The sequence below is a fragment of the Tenacibaculum maritimum NCIMB 2154 genome (assembly GCF_900119795.1).
Lineage (GTDB): Bacteria > Bacteroidota > Bacteroidia > Flavobacteriales > Flavobacteriaceae > Polaribacter > Polaribacter maritimus.
Window position 1 is genome coordinate 383,910 of sequence record NZ_LT634361.1, and the last position, 15,532, is coordinate 399,441.

The window sequence follows — 15,532 nt, forward strand, 5'->3', positions numbered from 1 at the left end:
ACAATGAGTTCCCAAAATAAAGAAATGAGTTTATCAATGCAAGAAGCAATTGATTATGCAATTAAAAATAGTTATACAACTAAAGTAGCTGAAAATGATGTCAAAGCTGCAATCAAAAAAAGGTGGGAAACAATAGCTACTGGATTACCACAAATAAATGGAGAGGTAAATTATATTAATAATTTAAAGCAACCTGTATCTTTATTACCTGGGGAGATAGTCAATAAAGAAAAAGGCACATTTGTACCGGTAACTTTTGGAACTAAACAAACAATGAATGCTACTGTTACTCTTAATCAGTTGTTGTTTGATGGGACTTATCTAATCGGCTTACAATCTGCAAAAACGTATTTAAAAATTTCTAAGCAAGCCAAGGAGAAAACGATATTGGCTACAAAGGAAGCAATAATAAATGCTTATGGCAATGTATTAATTACAGAGAAAACTATCGAAATTCTTGAGAGGAATAAAAAAGTTTTAGAAAAAAACTTTAATGATGCGAAGAAAATTAATGAAAACGGATTGAATGAAGAAGAAGATGTCGAGCAACTAGAAATTACGCTAGGGAATGTTGAAAGTAGTTTAAGAAATGCAATTCGATTAAAAGGGATCGCATATCAAATGTTGAACCTTTCTTTAGGGAATTCAATAAATACTAAGTTAGTATTAACAGATAATTTAGATTCTTTGATGCTTACAAATATTGATTTAGAGTTGTTAACTAAGACGTTTAACTTAGAAAAACATATTGATTTTAGGATTGCAGAAAATGATCGTAAAAGTAAGTATTTATTAATGCGCTTACAGCAGAGTAAGGCATTACCTAGTTTAGGTGCTTTTTTAAACTATGGAGCTGCAGCAAATTCCAATACTTTTTCTTTTTTGGATGAAAGTCAAGATTGGTTTAAGTCTTCAGTACTTGGAATTAGCTTGAAGATACCGCTTTTTAGTAGCTTAGGAAGAAGTGCAAAAACTGCTCAAGCAAAAATAGCACTTGCATCAGCAGATATTCGATTGGAGGAGATAAAACAGAAGTTAAGCCTACAAGCTGAAGCGGCTAAAAGTGAATACCAGTTGAGTATTGAAAACTATGAAACTGCTAAAAGAAATCTTGAATTGGCAGAAAGAATAGAAAAAAAGCAACAAATAAAATTCTTTGAAGGGATTTCTACAAGTTTTGACTTGTCTCAAGCTCAAAATCAATTGTATAGCCAACAAAATAAATATGTACAATCAATGCTAAATGTGGTAGCTAAAAAAGCTAAACTTGAAAATGCATTAAATATTACAATAAAATAAAGTTAACTAGAAATGAGAAAAATATATTTATTATTACTAACAGTAGTTTTTTTAACTTCTTGCGGAAATAAAAAAGAACAATCAGTAGAGGAAGTTATTGCTACCAATGACGTAAAACAAATAATAGCTAAAAAAACAGCGTTGGATACTGAGCAACAGGCTTTGGTAGCAGATTTAAAGTTACTGAATAAAAAAATAGCGGCTTTAGATACTAATAAGAAGGTTCCTTTAATAACAACTATTGAGGCAAAGGAAAAACTTTTTAACCATTATTTAGAATTACAAGGAAATGTACAAACAAAGCAAAATGTATTAGTATATCCTGAAATACCAGGGCAGTTAGTTCGTATTTATGTAAAGGAAGGCCAGAGAGTAAGTAAAGGTCAGATCTTAGCAAGAATAGATGATGGAGGGTTAAGTCAACAAGTGGCCCAGTTGGAAACGCAAGCTGCCTTAGCAAAAACAACGTACGAAAGACAGAAGAGGTTGTGGGATCAAAAAATAGGATCAGAAATACAGTATTTACAAGCAAAAACCTCATATGAAGCAAAAACAAATGCAGTAAATCAGTTAAAACAACAATTAGGAAAAACAGTAATTAGGGCACCTTTTAGTGGTATTGTTGATGATGTAATCAAAGAGCAAGGAACCGTAGTAGCCCCAGGTCCAGGTGCTGAAATCTTTAGAATTGTCAATTTAAGAAATATGTACATTGAAACAGCTGTTCCTGAAAGTTATATAACAGCTATTAAAAAAGGAAAAAGAGTTGCTATCGAATTTCCTGTTTTAGGAAAACAAATAGATTCTAAGATTCGTCAAGCAGGAAACTTTATAAATCCAGCAAATAGAACTTTTAAGGTAGAAATAGGAGTGCCTAATAATGATAGAAGTATTAAGCCTAATTTAACAGCTAAGCTAAAAATTAATGATTATACAAGTCCTAAAGCTATTTTAATACCTCAGAGTATTATTTCTGAAAATGCAAAAGGAGAGCAATATATCTATATAGTTGAAAATTTAAAAAATAAGATAGGAATAGCAAAGCAGGTGATTATAAGAACAGGAAAAACACAGGGCGATGTTATTGAGGTTTTAGAAGGAGTAAAGAGTGGAGCTATGATAGTAAAAGAAGGGGCTCGTAGCGTAAAGAATGGACAAGAGGTAAAGGTTCTGAACTAAATTATTAAATAAGGTGTTTTAAAAAAAGGTTAAAATACGAAACTTATAACGATAGAAATGACTGAGAAACAAAAAAAACAAGTTGATAAGGAGTTTGGATTATCATCTTGGGCTATAAATAATAAAACAACCATCTACGTGATGATGGTGTTGATCCTTTTTCTAGGTATTTCTGCTTTTTTGAGCATGCCTAGAGAAAATTTCCCTGAGATAAAGGGAACAAAAATTTATATCAGCTCTATTTACCCTGGAAATACAGCAGAAGATATAGAGAAGCTAATTACAGATCCGTTAGAAGAAAAATTGAAAACGGTAAGTAATGTTATCGAAATAACCTCCACTTCTCAAGAAGATGTATCTATGGTCATTGTTGAGTTTGATGAAAATATATCTGTAGATCAAGCAAAGCAAAAGGTAAAGGATGAGATAGATCAAAAAACATCAGGAGAGGATTGGCCTACTTTTAATGGGGCTAAAGTAGAGCCTAATGTTTTTGAATTGAGTATTTCTGAGGAGATGCCTATCTTGAATATAAACATCTCTGGGGATTATCCTGTGGATAAATTAAAAGAGTTTGGAGAGTATTTGGAAGATGAAATAGAAAATTTATCAGAAATTAAGAAGGTAGATATTCGTGGAGCAGAAGAGAAAGAAGTGGAGGTAGCTGTTGATATTTATAAAATGATGGCTGCTAAAGTAAGCTTTCAAGATATACTTAATGCTATTAATGGAGGGAATTTGACCATGTCTGCTGGAAATTTAATAGCTAGCGGGCAGAGACGTACAATTCGTATATTGGGAGAAATTAAAGTTCCTCAAGAACTACAGGATTTTGTAGTGAAGTCTGAAAAAGGGAATGCTATTTATTTAAAAGATATTGCCAAGGTTACTTTTAAAGATAAAGACAAAACTACGTATGCGCGTGAATTTGGAGAGCCTGTGGTTATGCTAGATGTAAAAAAACGTTCTGGTAAAAATATGGTTGAGGCTGCTGAAAAAATTAGGGAGATCGTTAAAAGAACTAGAGAAGATATATTTCCAAGCAATTTAAAGGTAACCATAGCAAATGATCAATCTTCTAAAACAATAGGGCAGGTAGATGATTTGGTTAATAATATCATTTTTGGAGTCATACTGGTTGTGTTGGTATTGATGTTTTTCTTAGGATTTAAAAATGCATTATTTGTAGGGTTTGCAATTCCAATGTCAATGTTTATGTCTTTAATGATTTTAAACTGGTTAGGATATACAATGAACACGATGATTCTATTTGGTTTGATAATGGGGTTAGGAATGTTGGTAGATAATGGTATTGTAGTGGTAGAAAATGTATATCGTCTGATGGATGAAGGAATGCCTAGGATTGAAGCAGCTAAGAAAGGAATTGGAGAGATCGCTTTTCCTATTATTATTTCTACGTTAACTACGGTAGCGGCATTTGTGCCCCTTGGTATGTGGCCTGGTGTTATGGGGCAATTTATGATTTATTTTCCAGTAACATTATCCGTAGTTTTAGGTTCTTCATTATTCGTAGCTATTTTCTTTAATTCTGTAATGGTATCTCAATTTATGAGTACAGAAGATAAAAATATGCCTTTGAAACGTATCATTATACTTTCTTCGATAGTAGGGGGAATCGGATTATTGATTTTAATTTTTGGTGGTGAATACCGAGCTTTAGGAAGTGTTATGGTGTTTACAGCTATTATGTTATGGGGGTATCGTATAGGATTGAGACCTTTAGTAAATGGGTTTCAAAATAAAGTATTACCTCTTTGGGAAAGGATTTATGAAGCAACTCTAAGAGGAGCGCTAAAGGGATGGAGACCTTTGGTAATAACAGTATTAACTGTAGTTATGCTTGTGTTTTCTTTCGGAGGTTTTGGGAAATCTATTGAGAAAAAAAGAACAAAGGTTGAATTTTTTCCAGATAATACACCAAACCAGATTATAGTGTATATAGAGTATCCGCAAGGAACTGATATCGAAAAAACAAATGCAATAATGCAAGATTTGGAAGCGCGTGTATATGCTATATTAAATGCGCCTGAATATGTAGATAATGGATACAATTTCTTGGTAGAAAGTGCTGTTTCTCAAGTTGGGGCAGGTTCTGGAAACCCCCAAACAGATGGAGGATCTACGGCTGAGATGCCACATAGAGGAAAAATTACGGCTTCTATGCGTGAATATAAATTTAGAAAAGGTGCTGATAGCAAATTATTACAGAAGAAAATAACAGAATCTTTAAAAGGAATATATCCTGGGTTGGCTATTTCTGTAGAAAAAGAAGCTGTAGGTCCTCCAGCAGGATATCCTATTAATATAGAGCTAGAAGGGAAAGATTATACAGAACTGATTAATACTGCTGAAAAAATGCGTGATTTTATCAATTCGAAGAGTATTCCTGGGGTAGATGAATTAAAAATAGATGTTAATAAATCAAAGCCTTCGATGTTGGTAAATGTAGATCGTAAAAAAGCAGGTGAGCTGGGAGTTAGTTCAGCACAGGTAGGGCAGCAGTTACGTAATGCTATATTTGGTTCTAAATCTGGGGTATATAAGAAAAATGGAGAAGATTACGATATTTATGTGCGCTTTAATAAGGAGAACAGATATAACACAAGTGCTGTTTTTAATCAAAAGATTACATTTAGAGATATGACTTCTGGGATGGTAAAAGAAATTCCTATTTCTGCTATTTCTAAGCAAACAAATACTTCTGGATATAGTGCAGTTAAGCATAAGCAAACAAAGAGGGTAGTTACTGTGTATTCGGCACTAGCTCCAGGATATACAGATGCGGCTGCGATCGTTGATGTGATTAGGAATGAAATGAAAACATTTACGGAAAAACCAGCAAATGTTAAAATTGATTATACAGGGCAAATAGAAGAGCAGTCTAAACAAATGTTGTTTTTGATGGGAGCATTTTTTGTAGGACTGGGACTAATCTTTTTTATATTGATATTTCAGTTTAATTCAATATCAAAACCCGCCATTATTATGTTGGCTATTTTCTTGAGTTTGATAGGGGTATTTGGTGGCTTAATAATTACAGGGAAACCATTTGTAATTATGATGACAATGATGGGAATCATTTCTTTAGCAGGTATCGTAGTGAATAATGGAGTAGTATTATTAGATTATACGCAGTTGTTGATTGATCGCAAAAAGGTAGTACTTCATCTTGGGAAAAATGATTTTATTGATGTAAAATCTTTGAATGAAGCAATTGTTAGAGGTGGTAAAGCACGTTTGCGTCCAGTATTATTAACAGCCATTACTACCATTTTAGGGTTAATCCCATTAGCAACAGGTTTTAATATTAATTTCTTTACGTTATTTAGTGAGTTTGACCCTAATATTTATATAGGAGGAGATAATGTTGTTTTCTGGGGTCCTTTAGCATGGACGGTAATTTATGGTCTGTTTATAGCAACGTTCTTAACATTAGTGGTAGTACCTATTTTATTTTACCTGATAATGAGATTTAAAATGTGGTTAAAAAGCAACATCGCTTAAGTAATACTATATTTTTAAGAAACTATTTTGGTTTTTGTTAACAAAGAAAAAGGTTGGAAGTGTAAAGCTTTCAGCCTTTTTCGATTATGGCTCTTTTTTGAATGGTATTTGGTGATTTTTCCTTAAGTGAAGTTACTGTAAGTTTGGTATAGCTTATAGTTGTTAAAGATAGGTAATTATGATTTTTAATATGTTATTCAGATGCTTAGGTTGATTCTATATTGATTGGATGATGTAGCGAAAGTAATTGTATTTTTGTAGCATGAGTAAGCAAGTTTTTTCGGTAAATGAGATCAAAAGGAAAATGGAATCTTTTTGTGTATATCAAGATAGGTGTCATAAAGAGGTGGAAAAAAAAATAGCTGAATATAATCTAATTCCAGAAGCAAGAGCATCCATATTGATAGATTTAATTCAAGACGGCTTTTTGAATGAAGAACGTTTTGCAAAAAGCTTTGCGAGAGGAAAATTTAGAATAAAAAAATGGGGAAAGCAACGAATCACTAGAGAGCTAAAGTTAAGAGATGTTTCTTCGTATAATATTAGGATAGCTTTAAAAGAAATAGATGAAAATGATTATATGGCAACACTATATGAGTTAATAACGAAAAGAAATAACAGTATTTCGGAGACAAACCTATATAAAAGAAAGAAAAAAATTATGGATTATATGGTATATAGAGGTTATGAATATGAACTGTTGTTTATGGCAATAAATGATTTCTTAAAAGAAAAATAGCCTTTTCTGAATTTCAGAAAAGGCTATTTTTTTACGCCAACTTTAAATGATCTTGGCGATGAGCTATTTTAAAATTAATTTTTTTGTATTTGATTTCCCATTCATGTTTAAGTATAAGAAATAAATCCCTTTTGCATAGTTGTCCAAATTTAATCGGTAAGTATCCATTTTAATATTGTCTTTGGTGAAGACCTGTTTCCCTGTCATATCGAAAACTTTTATATTTAGTTTGTCAGAGGTTTTGTTACCTATGTTGAAAATGTTTTCAGAAGGGTTTGGGTATATAAATATAGATTCTGAAAGAGCATCAAATTGATTAACAGCCAAAGTTCCTGTAATAACTAAATCATCTATAAGAACACCTTCTCTATTTTCAGCTTGGTCAGCAACAAATTTAAACCTAAATACAATACTTTGTTCTTGAGAGAAAGGAGCTAAGTCGTAACTATAATCTTTTACATCAGAGTTAGGTAGGTTATCAATAGGGTTAATAGTAGCACCTTCTCCTGTCCATTGTTTACCAGGAAGCCCGTTTACAGTAGCGGAACTATTGTACCAATTATCATCTTCGGAAGTCCCTAGTATGTCCCAAGTTTGTCCTTGATTTGTAGAGTATTCTACATACATATGATCCCAATCATTTTCAATGTCAAATGCCATTTTGAATCTTAATACAGGGTCAGCAATGGTAGTTAAATCGTAGCATTTGGTATATAAATGACCAACGGTTTGATCAGGGTGGTTTCCTGAAAGTTTGGTTACATAAACTTTTCCCGAGTTAGCTTTAAGAATCGATTTGTTCGGAACTCCTAATTCCCACATAGTAGCATTGTTTGTGGTGATTAACAATTCATCTTCTGGGTTTTCAAAAGTATTGATTGCGGTTGGAGTGTTGTTAAATTGATTGATGATAAAACTAGATTTAGCAAGGTTATTTGAAGCATATGCGTCATTGTCAATTGTTGCTTCAATATTTATTGTATGGTCTCCTATTGAAATCGTTGAGCTTGGTAAGGGAATAGTAGTGCTTTGATTGGAGCTTAATTTTCCAGACCATGTGTAATTTTGCATAGCTCCTCCATCAAAATTATAATTAAAAGTGATTGATGCGATGTCTTGCGTTCCTTGGTTGCTCACAGTTACTTCAGGAGTTACAGTGTCATTACAATTTAAACTATTATTAAGATTGTTTAAAGATAAAAGGCGAACATCATTTTCAGGAAGTACCTTAGGGATGTCAGAAACAAAAATACCTCTACCATAGGTAGCAGCATATAGTTTAGCATCTTCTTCGTTAATATCCAAATCTGTAATTTGAAGGTTAGGAAGCCCGTTATCAAAAACAGTCCATTCCGTACTATTTTCACTAATGTAATATACGCCGAGAGAAGTTCCTAAATAAACAGTATTATTGCTACTTCTTTCATGGTGTTTTATAGACATTTTTATCTCTAAAGGAGGCAGGTTGTAAGAAATTTCAGTAAATGTGGGTGTATTTTCTGTAAAGAAATTAGTTGATTTATAAACATTATTTCTTGTCACAATCCATACAATATCGGAGTCAAGACTACTGATAGCGATGGCTTGAATAGGCCCATGGTTGAAGGATATTTCAGAAAAATTAACACCTTTATTGGTACTCCTGTATAAAACATTGTCATTGGAAGTAATGATATTATTGGTGTTGTTAGGAGCTATTTCAACTTTGTCGAGGTTTCCTCCAAAAGTATCTCCGAAAGGAGAAGTGGATATTCTTGTCCAACGATTGTTATCTAATTTATATAATTCACTGTATCCAGCATATAGCTCCCCGTCTTTATTAATAGTTAATGGGGTAACCCAATTCCCTCTTTCTCCACTTGGGGAGCGTAGGTTAAGAGATTGTGTTTGTCCTCCATCGTTAGTTTTGTTAAGGCTACCACCATATTGAGTAAAACCATAAAAGATATTAGGGTTTATAGGGTCAACAACACCTTCCATTCCATCACCTCCGTGGTAATTTCTCCATTCGTTATCTGAAAATCCAAATCCACCATTGTCTTGTAGCCCACCAGCTATTGTATGCAATTTTAGAGAAGACACTGATATTCTATAAAATTGGCTAATAGCTAGGTTTTTTGTTAGATCTATAAAGTTCACAGCTTCATCAGTAGAAACAAAGATACCTCCATCAGTTCCAGCAAAAAATTTTCCATCCATAAATCTTAAAAAATGAATATCCGCATGTGTATAAGTACTTGTATTAGGGTTGCTCCAACTATTAATTTTGGTAAAATCATTACCCCCATCAGTAGATTTCCAAAGGTCTAAAACACCAACGTAAACAATTTCTGGGTCATCTGAAGAAACAGTTAAAGCTAAATCATACCAGGCTTGAGAGCTACCAAAAATATCGGATCTTTCAGCGGTTCTATTAAAAGATTCACCACTGTCTGTTGATTTATAAATACCATTAAAAGCGTTATTATTATTAGAAGCGCTTACAATATATACGTATTCTGGATTAGCAGGGGTTACATCCATAGTTAATCTACTAGAACTGAAAAGACCAGAAACTGTTTTCCTAGTAAATGTTTCGCCATTATCTGTTGATTTATAGAAGCTAGATGAGGTAACAGCATACCAAGTACTAGCATCACCTGGTTTCATTTTCAAATCAATAATATTTTCATCTAGTTTTCTTTCCCAAGTGGTTCCTCCATCTGTTGTTTTTTGTACTCCAGAATTTGTAGCAACTAAAACAGTTTCAGGAGCGTTAGGATCAATATAAATTTCATTCATAGAGCTAGGGTCTCCAGGAATGTCTCCTGTCTTATTCCAAGTGGTTCCTCCATCAATAGATTTCCATACACCTACAGCGTAAGAGTTATCAGCATCATCATCACCTGTGGCAATATAAATAATGTTAGAATTTGTAGGATGTATTGCAATTCCAGAAACTCCTATTTGAGGAAGGTAATCTGTTAATGGAGTCCAGTTAATTCCAGCATCGGTAGATTTCCATATTCCTCCAGCTGGAGTACCCACGTAGTAGGTATTTGAGTTACTAGGGTCAACGGCAATAGCATTAACACGACCTTGCCCAGTTTGCTTAGCATCATTAGCATTGTAGGTATTTGAGTTTGTAAATGGACCTAATGGGAGCCAATTACTATTGTCTCTTTTTCCTTGTGAAGTGTTCATTTCATTTTTTTGATTCCATGCCTCCCATAAGTCTTGGGGAGGAGCAACTGTTCCGTCTTCTTTTAAATAGTGAGACCAATGGTGCTCCCATCTTTTAAAAGGTTTTAAACCGCTTCCTTTTTTATCTCGATCAATAGTGTTAAAATAAGCTTCGGCTGCTATTGAAATTTCCTTTAAAGTTTTTTTGTGGCTTCTTTTCGCTTTAGGGGAATTTAAGTTCCAAGGAGCCTGTTGTTGCAGTTGACCAAACATATAGAATGGTAAAGTCAAAAAGAAGAGAGTAAGTGTTTTTTTCATTGTATTTAAAGGGGTGAAAAGTTAATAATTGTTTTTGGAGATAAATAAAGAGTCATTTATTTTTTTCACATGAATGACTTTTTGGATATCGTCATTGGGTATTGTTACGGATAGTACATAATGTTTAATTTTCCAGTGATTATTGTTTCTCTCTAAAACCCCAGATCCTCTACAAATTCCCATCCAAGTATTTAAAAGTTCATCAAACCAAGCGAAAGAATTAGTTTTATCAATGTAGATACTTCTTTCTAAAGGGGTGAAATTCCAGGCTTTTCCTTTTTCAAAATAAGGTTTACTAAATTTTTCAAATTGTTTTTTTTTCCAATTTTCAGAAGCATCAGTACCTATAAAAATGGCCGTAGAATCCATTTTGTTAAAATAAGCAGCGTAGTTAGCATCTTCAGCAGCTTTATGCCAGCTGTTCAATAGGTTATTTATCTCTTTTTCAGTGTTTTTAGTATGTTTTTTAGTCAGTGTTTTTTTATAGACCTTACAGGAAGTAAGGATTAAAAAAGCAAATCCTATAAGAACAGTGCACTTATTCATTATACTAAGATTGTTTATTAGGCTTTTTATGCTTAAGATTTGTTTGCTTTTTACTAACAGAATCCATGCTGTTAAATATAACTAAATCTAAGTCGTCATCAAAGTGTTTTTTTATATAAATGGTGTTTATTTTACTGTTAATACTTCCGTATAAAGAGAAGATTTTATCTACTTGTTGGTTTACTTGATCGGCTGTTATTGCAGTAATATATGTCATGTCCACCAGGCGTAAAGTTTCATTTTCTAAAATGTTGAGGCGTGCTCTGAAAGCGGGGGTTTTTAACTCTGAGATGCGTATGCTATCTTTAAGGTTTTTTACGAGGGCCTTTAATTCTAAAGCATTGTTCAAGGCATCATTAGGAGAAGTATTTTTAAAGCGAATTATAAATTCGTTAAGGTTCTTATACTCCTTCCAATCCTTTGTTTTTTTTACCGCCTCTGAGTTTAAAGAAGTTTTTGTAACGTGAGTTTTGGCAATGCTCATTTCAGACTTTTTAGGGTCTTGTATTTCACTTTTTTTTTCTTTTTTACAGGCGTAGATTATGATTATAAGAAAGAGAACACAAAGGTGCTTGTTTTGCATAGTTTGAAGTTTGTGGGACGCTAAATTACATTTTTTTTATCTTTTAAGACATTTTGAAGAAGAATAAAGTTATCAATATAAGTGAGTAATTATACATAATTGCGAATTGTTAATTTTTTAGAAAAGAGTTTTATGAATATGAAAAATAAGTACCTTTGTGTTCTTTTATTTTTGAATTTTTGAGAATGAGTGATACCATATTAATTTTAGGAGCTTGTGGGCAAATAGGTATAGAGTTAACCCAGAAACTGAGAGAGATCTATGGAGATAAAAACGTTATAGCCTCAGATATACGAGAAGGAAGCCCTGAAATGATGGAGTCAGGAATTTTTGAGATTCTTGATGCAACAGATAAAAAAGGTATTTTGGAGGTTATCCAAAAGTATAAGGTAACTGAAGTTTATTTAATGGCAGCAATGCTTTCAGCTACGGCAGAGAAACATCCTCAGAAGGGATGGAATTTGAATATGACTTCCTTATTAGGGGTGCTAGAATTGGCAAAGGAAAAATACCTTAAAAAGGTCTATTGGCCTAGTTCTATGGCTGTTTTTGGAGTTACATCTCCAAAAATTAATACGCCTCAGCAAACTATCATGGAGCCATCTACTGTTTATGGGATAAGTAAAGTGGCAGGAGAACACTGGTGTAACTATTACCATGAGAAATATGGAGTGGATGTGAGGAGCATTCGTTACCCTGGGATTATAAGTTGGAAAACTTTACCAGGTGGTGGCACTACAGATTATGCTGTAGATATTTATTTCGAAGCTTTAAGAAAAGGGACGTATGAGTGTTTTTTGTCAAAAGATACACGCTTGCCAATGATGTATATGGATGATGCAATTAATGCAACAATTAAAATTATGCAAGCAGATAAAAGTGATATTAAATTAAGAACTTCTTATAATTTATCTGCAATTAGTTTTACTCCTGAAGAAATTGCTAGAGAAATTCAAGCATATGTTCCGAATTTTAATATAACGTATGCTCCAGATTTTAGGCAAGCTATTGCTGATAGCTGGCCACAAGTAATAGATGATTCTAGTGCTAGAGAAGATTGGGGGTGGAGCCATCAGTTTGATTTGCCTTTAATGACAAAGGATATCATTACAAATTTAAGGGCTAAAAAAGAAAACACTTTAACAGAATTGTAAGATTATTTTATTCTTTCGTCTATTTATATGTATTTATAATAAAGGGATGGTTTAATACAATAAACACAGTGTAAAAATATCTCGATAATAATATATATAATGAAAGAACTTATCAAAAAAAGCTTGCAAAAAGCGTATTCGTATGGTGAATATAGAAGTTTAGTCAGTAATCTATTAGCTGATAACAAATCTACTGGAGTACATCAGTCAGAAGCATTATTAAATTATAGTTTGCTTAATGATAGGAGAATGAAGCGTTTGGATAAAACGACCAAGCTTTCAGAAGAGAGCATCGAATCTCTTAAGGAAATCAAATCGCCACAAACATGGTTGGTTATTACAGAAGGATGGTGTGGTGATGCAGCCCAAAATCTTCCTGTTATCAATAAACTTGCAGCTGAACACCCGCTGATAGATCTCAAACTGGTACTGCGTGATGAAAACTTAGATTTAATGGATGAGTTTTTAACGAATGGAGGTAGGGCAATTCCTAAACTTATTATTTTAGATGAAGATAAAAAGGTACTTGATTCTTGGGGGCCACGGCCGAGTATAGCTACAAAAATGGTTGCAGACTATAAAAAAGAAAAAGGAAGCTTGGATGCTGAGTTTAAGAAAGACTTGCAAGTTTGGTATAATAAGGATAAAGGGATTAATGTTCAAAAAGACATTATTTCTATATTGGAAAAAGAGCATAAGGCGGTGAGTTGTTCTTAAAATCAATTTGTTTTTTGGTAGATAAGCTTTTGTAAAAAGGTATCTTTGTAGCATAAAAAGAAGCAAATATGTTTGTAAAATATGATGAGTTGTCAGAAGATGCTAAAATTTGGGTCTATCCATCTAATAGAAAATTTTATTCTCAAGAACTGGAAGAGCTAGATGATAAACTGAAGGGATTTGCGAGTACTTGGAAGCACGATGATGAAAATTTTAAAGTGTCATATAAGTTGTTTTACAATAGGTTTATTGTTTTTTTGGTTGAAGAAGGAGTATCGCTATTAAGCTCTGATATAGATAAACAAGTTACTTTTATTTTAGAATTGGAGCAGGTTTTTAAAGTTGCATTACTAGATAAGATGAATGTATGTTTTAAGCAAGGAGAGTTCGTCCAATATAAAGATCTGAAAGATTTTAAAAAGCTACTTAAAAATAAAGCAATTACAGGTAAAAGTATTGTTTTTGATAACTTAATTCAAACAAAATACGAATTAGAAAACTATTGGGAAGTTCCAATTAAAGATAGTTGGTATAAGAGGTTTTTATAAAATTGTATTTAATAATCTTATAAACTTTCAATAAATTGGTCAATGCTTTTTGCATTTTCAGTAGAAAAATTACCAATTTTAGTTCTTCTTAAGGCAGATAAATGTGCTCCTGAGTTTAAAGCTAGTCCGAAGTCATAAGCTAAAGAGCGAATATAAGTTCCTTTGCTACAAACAACCCTAAAATCTACTTTAGGAAAGTCTATTTTTGTGATTTCAAATTCAGTAATTTCTACTTCTCTAGATTTTATTTCGGTTGTTTCGCCTTTTCTAGCTAGCTCGTAAAGTCGCTTCCCTTCTTTTTTTATAGCTGAAAAAATAGGTGGTTTTTGATGTGTTTTTCCTATAAAAGTATTTGTAGTATTATGAATTAGGTTACTAGTAATATGATCAATAGGGAAAATTTCATTAACCTCCGTTTCCAAATCGTAGCTTGGAGTAGTTGCCCCTAAGGTAATAGTTCCTGTGTATTCTTTTACCTGGCCTTGGTATTCATTAATGTTCTTAGTTTGTTTACCTGTACAAATAATTAATAAACCAGTTGCTAGGGGATCTAAAGTACCTGCATGACCTACTTTTATCTTTTTGATATTAAAATGCTTTCGAATATGCCAACGCAATTTATTTACAACTTGAAAAGAAGTCCATTCTAAAGGTTTGTCTATCAGTAAAACTTGTCCGTTCTTATAATCTTCAGCAGTCTTCATTAAATAGATAGTTTATAGATAAAAAAATGAATGATGAGTAATGTAAATCCAAGAACAATTCGATAATATCCAAAAAGCTTGAATCCTTTTTTACTTAAGTAGTCTATAAAAGACTTAATAGCAATTAAAGCAACAATAAAAGCTACTATATTTCCAATAATTAGATAGTTAATTTGCTCAGAAGAAATCATAAATCCCGCTTTATAGTAATCGTATGTTTTTTTAGCAGTCGCCCCTAGCATTGTAGGAACAGCTAGAAAAAAAGAAAACTCAGCAGCTGTTTTTCTATTTATTTTTTGAGTCATACCACCTACAATACTAGCTCCACTTCTAGAGGTTCCAGGAATCATTGCTAGGCATTGAAAAAAACCTATTTTTAGAGCAGTAAGGTAGCTTATTTCTGTGTGTGCAGTAGGGTTTCTTTTATCAAAAACTTCATTCGCTTTAAACCAATCGTCAACCTTTAAAAGAATAAAACCCCCTATAATTAATGAGATAGCAACGGTAATAGGGCTCTCTAGGAGGTCATCAATAATGTCGTTTAATAACAATCCTAAAATAACAGCAGGAATAAAAGCAACGAGCAGTTTAAGATAAAAATCAAGGCTTTGGAAAAATCGTTTCCAGTATAAAACTAAAACAGCTAAAATAGCTCCTAGTTGAATAACGATGGTGAAAAGCTTTGTAAAATCATCAGTTGCAATCCTCATAAAAGAGGAAGCAATAATCATATGTCCTGTTGAAGAAACAGGAAGGTATTCAGTAATTCCTTCAATAATGGCTAAGATAATAGCTTCAATTAAATGCATGCTTATTTTTTTGGATCGGCTAAAATAGCATAAATTTCAATACCGAAACCAATAATTACAAGTGTGGGAGCTAATCGAATTCTTCGCCAATTATAAATTTCGGGATTAAAAACGGCTGGATTTTCGCTTCCTCCTCCTGCCATGAGTATAAAACCTAGAGCAATGATGGCAATACCAATTAGCATGAACATATAATTTCTTTTCCCAAATAAAAATTGAGATTTTTGTGAGTGTTTATTTTCTTTCATC

13 protein-coding genes are annotated in these 15,532 nt (G+C 32.8%); 7 read left to right on the top strand and 6 right to left on the bottom strand.

Annotated elements, in window-relative coordinates:
* Positions 1-24: 24 nt before the first annotated feature.
* From MARIT_RS01790 to MARIT_RS01805, 4 genes are all read left to right on the top strand, one after another.
* Complete coding sequence (locus MARIT_RS01790; protein ID WP_231975177.1) at positions 25-1,299, top strand: TolC family protein; 1,275 nt, start codon at positions 25-27, stop codon at positions 1,297-1,299.
* A gap of 12 nt (positions 1,300-1,311) precedes the next feature.
* Complete coding sequence (locus MARIT_RS01795; RefSeq protein WP_100210605.1) at positions 1,312-2,478, top strand: efflux RND transporter periplasmic adaptor subunit; 1,167 nt, start codon at positions 1,312-1,314, stop codon at positions 2,476-2,478.
* 57 nt (positions 2,479-2,535) lie between these two features.
* A complete protein-coding gene (locus MARIT_RS01800; protein ID WP_024740071.1) occupies positions 2,536-6,003 on the top strand; it encodes an efflux RND transporter permease subunit in 3,468 nt (1,155 codons plus the stop codon).
* Positions 6,004-6,307: 304 nt separating this feature from the next.
* On the top strand, positions 6,308-6,742 hold the full coding sequence (locus tag MARIT_RS01805) for a regulatory protein RecX (RefSeq protein WP_231975178.1): 435 nt from the start codon (positions 6,308-6,310) through the stop codon (positions 6,740-6,742).
* A 63-nt stretch (positions 6,743-6,805) separates the two neighbouring features.
* Here MARIT_RS01805 and MARIT_RS01810 read toward each other — a convergent pair whose 3' ends face one another.
* Genes MARIT_RS01810 through MARIT_RS01820 form a run of 3 tightly spaced genes read right to left on the bottom strand, consistent with a single transcriptional unit; the run spans position 6,806 to position 11,252 of the window.
* Positions 6,806-10,222: a T9SS type A sorting domain-containing protein gene (locus MARIT_RS01810; RefSeq protein ID WP_100210606.1), complete on the bottom strand. Its 3,417-nt coding sequence runs from the start codon at positions 10,220-10,222 to the stop codon at positions 6,806-6,808.
* Positions 10,223-10,243: 21 nt separating this feature from the next.
* A complete protein-coding gene (locus MARIT_RS01815) occupies positions 10,244-10,768 on the bottom strand; it encodes a nuclear transport factor 2 family protein (protein WP_100210607.1) in 525 nt (174 codons plus the stop codon).
* A 4-nt stretch (positions 10,769-10,772) separates the two neighbouring features.
* Complete coding sequence (locus MARIT_RS01820) at positions 10,773-11,252, bottom strand: hypothetical protein (RefSeq protein ID WP_136437355.1); 480 nt, start codon at positions 11,250-11,252, stop codon at positions 10,773-10,775.
* A 284-nt stretch (positions 11,253-11,536) separates the two neighbouring features.
* Between MARIT_RS01820 and MARIT_RS01825 the strand changes: the two genes are divergently transcribed.
* The 3 genes from MARIT_RS01825 (at position 11,537) to MARIT_RS01835 (ending at position 13,770) form a co-directional block, all read left to right on the top strand.
* Positions 11,537-12,505, top strand: coding sequence for an NAD-dependent epimerase/dehydratase family protein (locus tag MARIT_RS01825; protein WP_100210608.1), 969 nt, complete (start codon positions 11,537-11,539; stop codon positions 12,503-12,505).
* Positions 12,506-12,604: 99 nt separating this feature from the next.
* Positions 12,605-13,222 (top strand): thioredoxin family protein, encoded by a 618-nt coding sequence (locus tag MARIT_RS01830; protein WP_100210609.1) that lies wholly within the window; start codon positions 12,605-12,607, stop codon positions 13,220-13,222.
* A gap of 68 nt (positions 13,223-13,290) precedes the next feature.
* Positions 13,291-13,770: a hypothetical protein gene (locus MARIT_RS01835; protein ID WP_024740077.1), complete on the top strand. Its 480-nt coding sequence runs from the start codon at positions 13,291-13,293 to the stop codon at positions 13,768-13,770.
* 17 nt (positions 13,771-13,787) lie between these two features.
* Here MARIT_RS01835 and truB read toward each other — a convergent pair whose 3' ends face one another.
* Genes truB through MARIT_RS01850 form a run of 3 tightly spaced genes read right to left on the bottom strand, consistent with a single transcriptional unit; the run spans position 13,788 to position 15,531 of the window.
* Positions 13,788-14,474, bottom strand: a complete 687-nt coding sequence (gene truB / locus MARIT_RS01840; RefSeq protein WP_100210610.1) for a tRNA pseudouridine(55) synthase TruB — start codon at positions 14,472-14,474, stop codon at positions 13,788-13,790.
* Positions 14,474-15,283 carry an undecaprenyl-diphosphate phosphatase gene (locus MARIT_RS01845; protein WP_100210611.1) on the bottom strand — a complete coding sequence of 270 codons (810 nt, stop codon included), beginning with the start codon at positions 15,281-15,283 and terminating at the stop codon, positions 14,474-14,476. The genes truB and MARIT_RS01845 overlap by 1 nt, the downstream gene beginning before the upstream one ends.
* Before the next feature lie 2 nt (positions 15,284-15,285).
* A complete protein-coding gene (locus MARIT_RS01850) occupies positions 15,286-15,531 on the bottom strand; it encodes a DUF3098 domain-containing protein (RefSeq protein WP_100210612.1) in 246 nt (81 codons plus the stop codon).
* Between the last annotated feature and the right edge of the window lies 1 nt (position 15,532).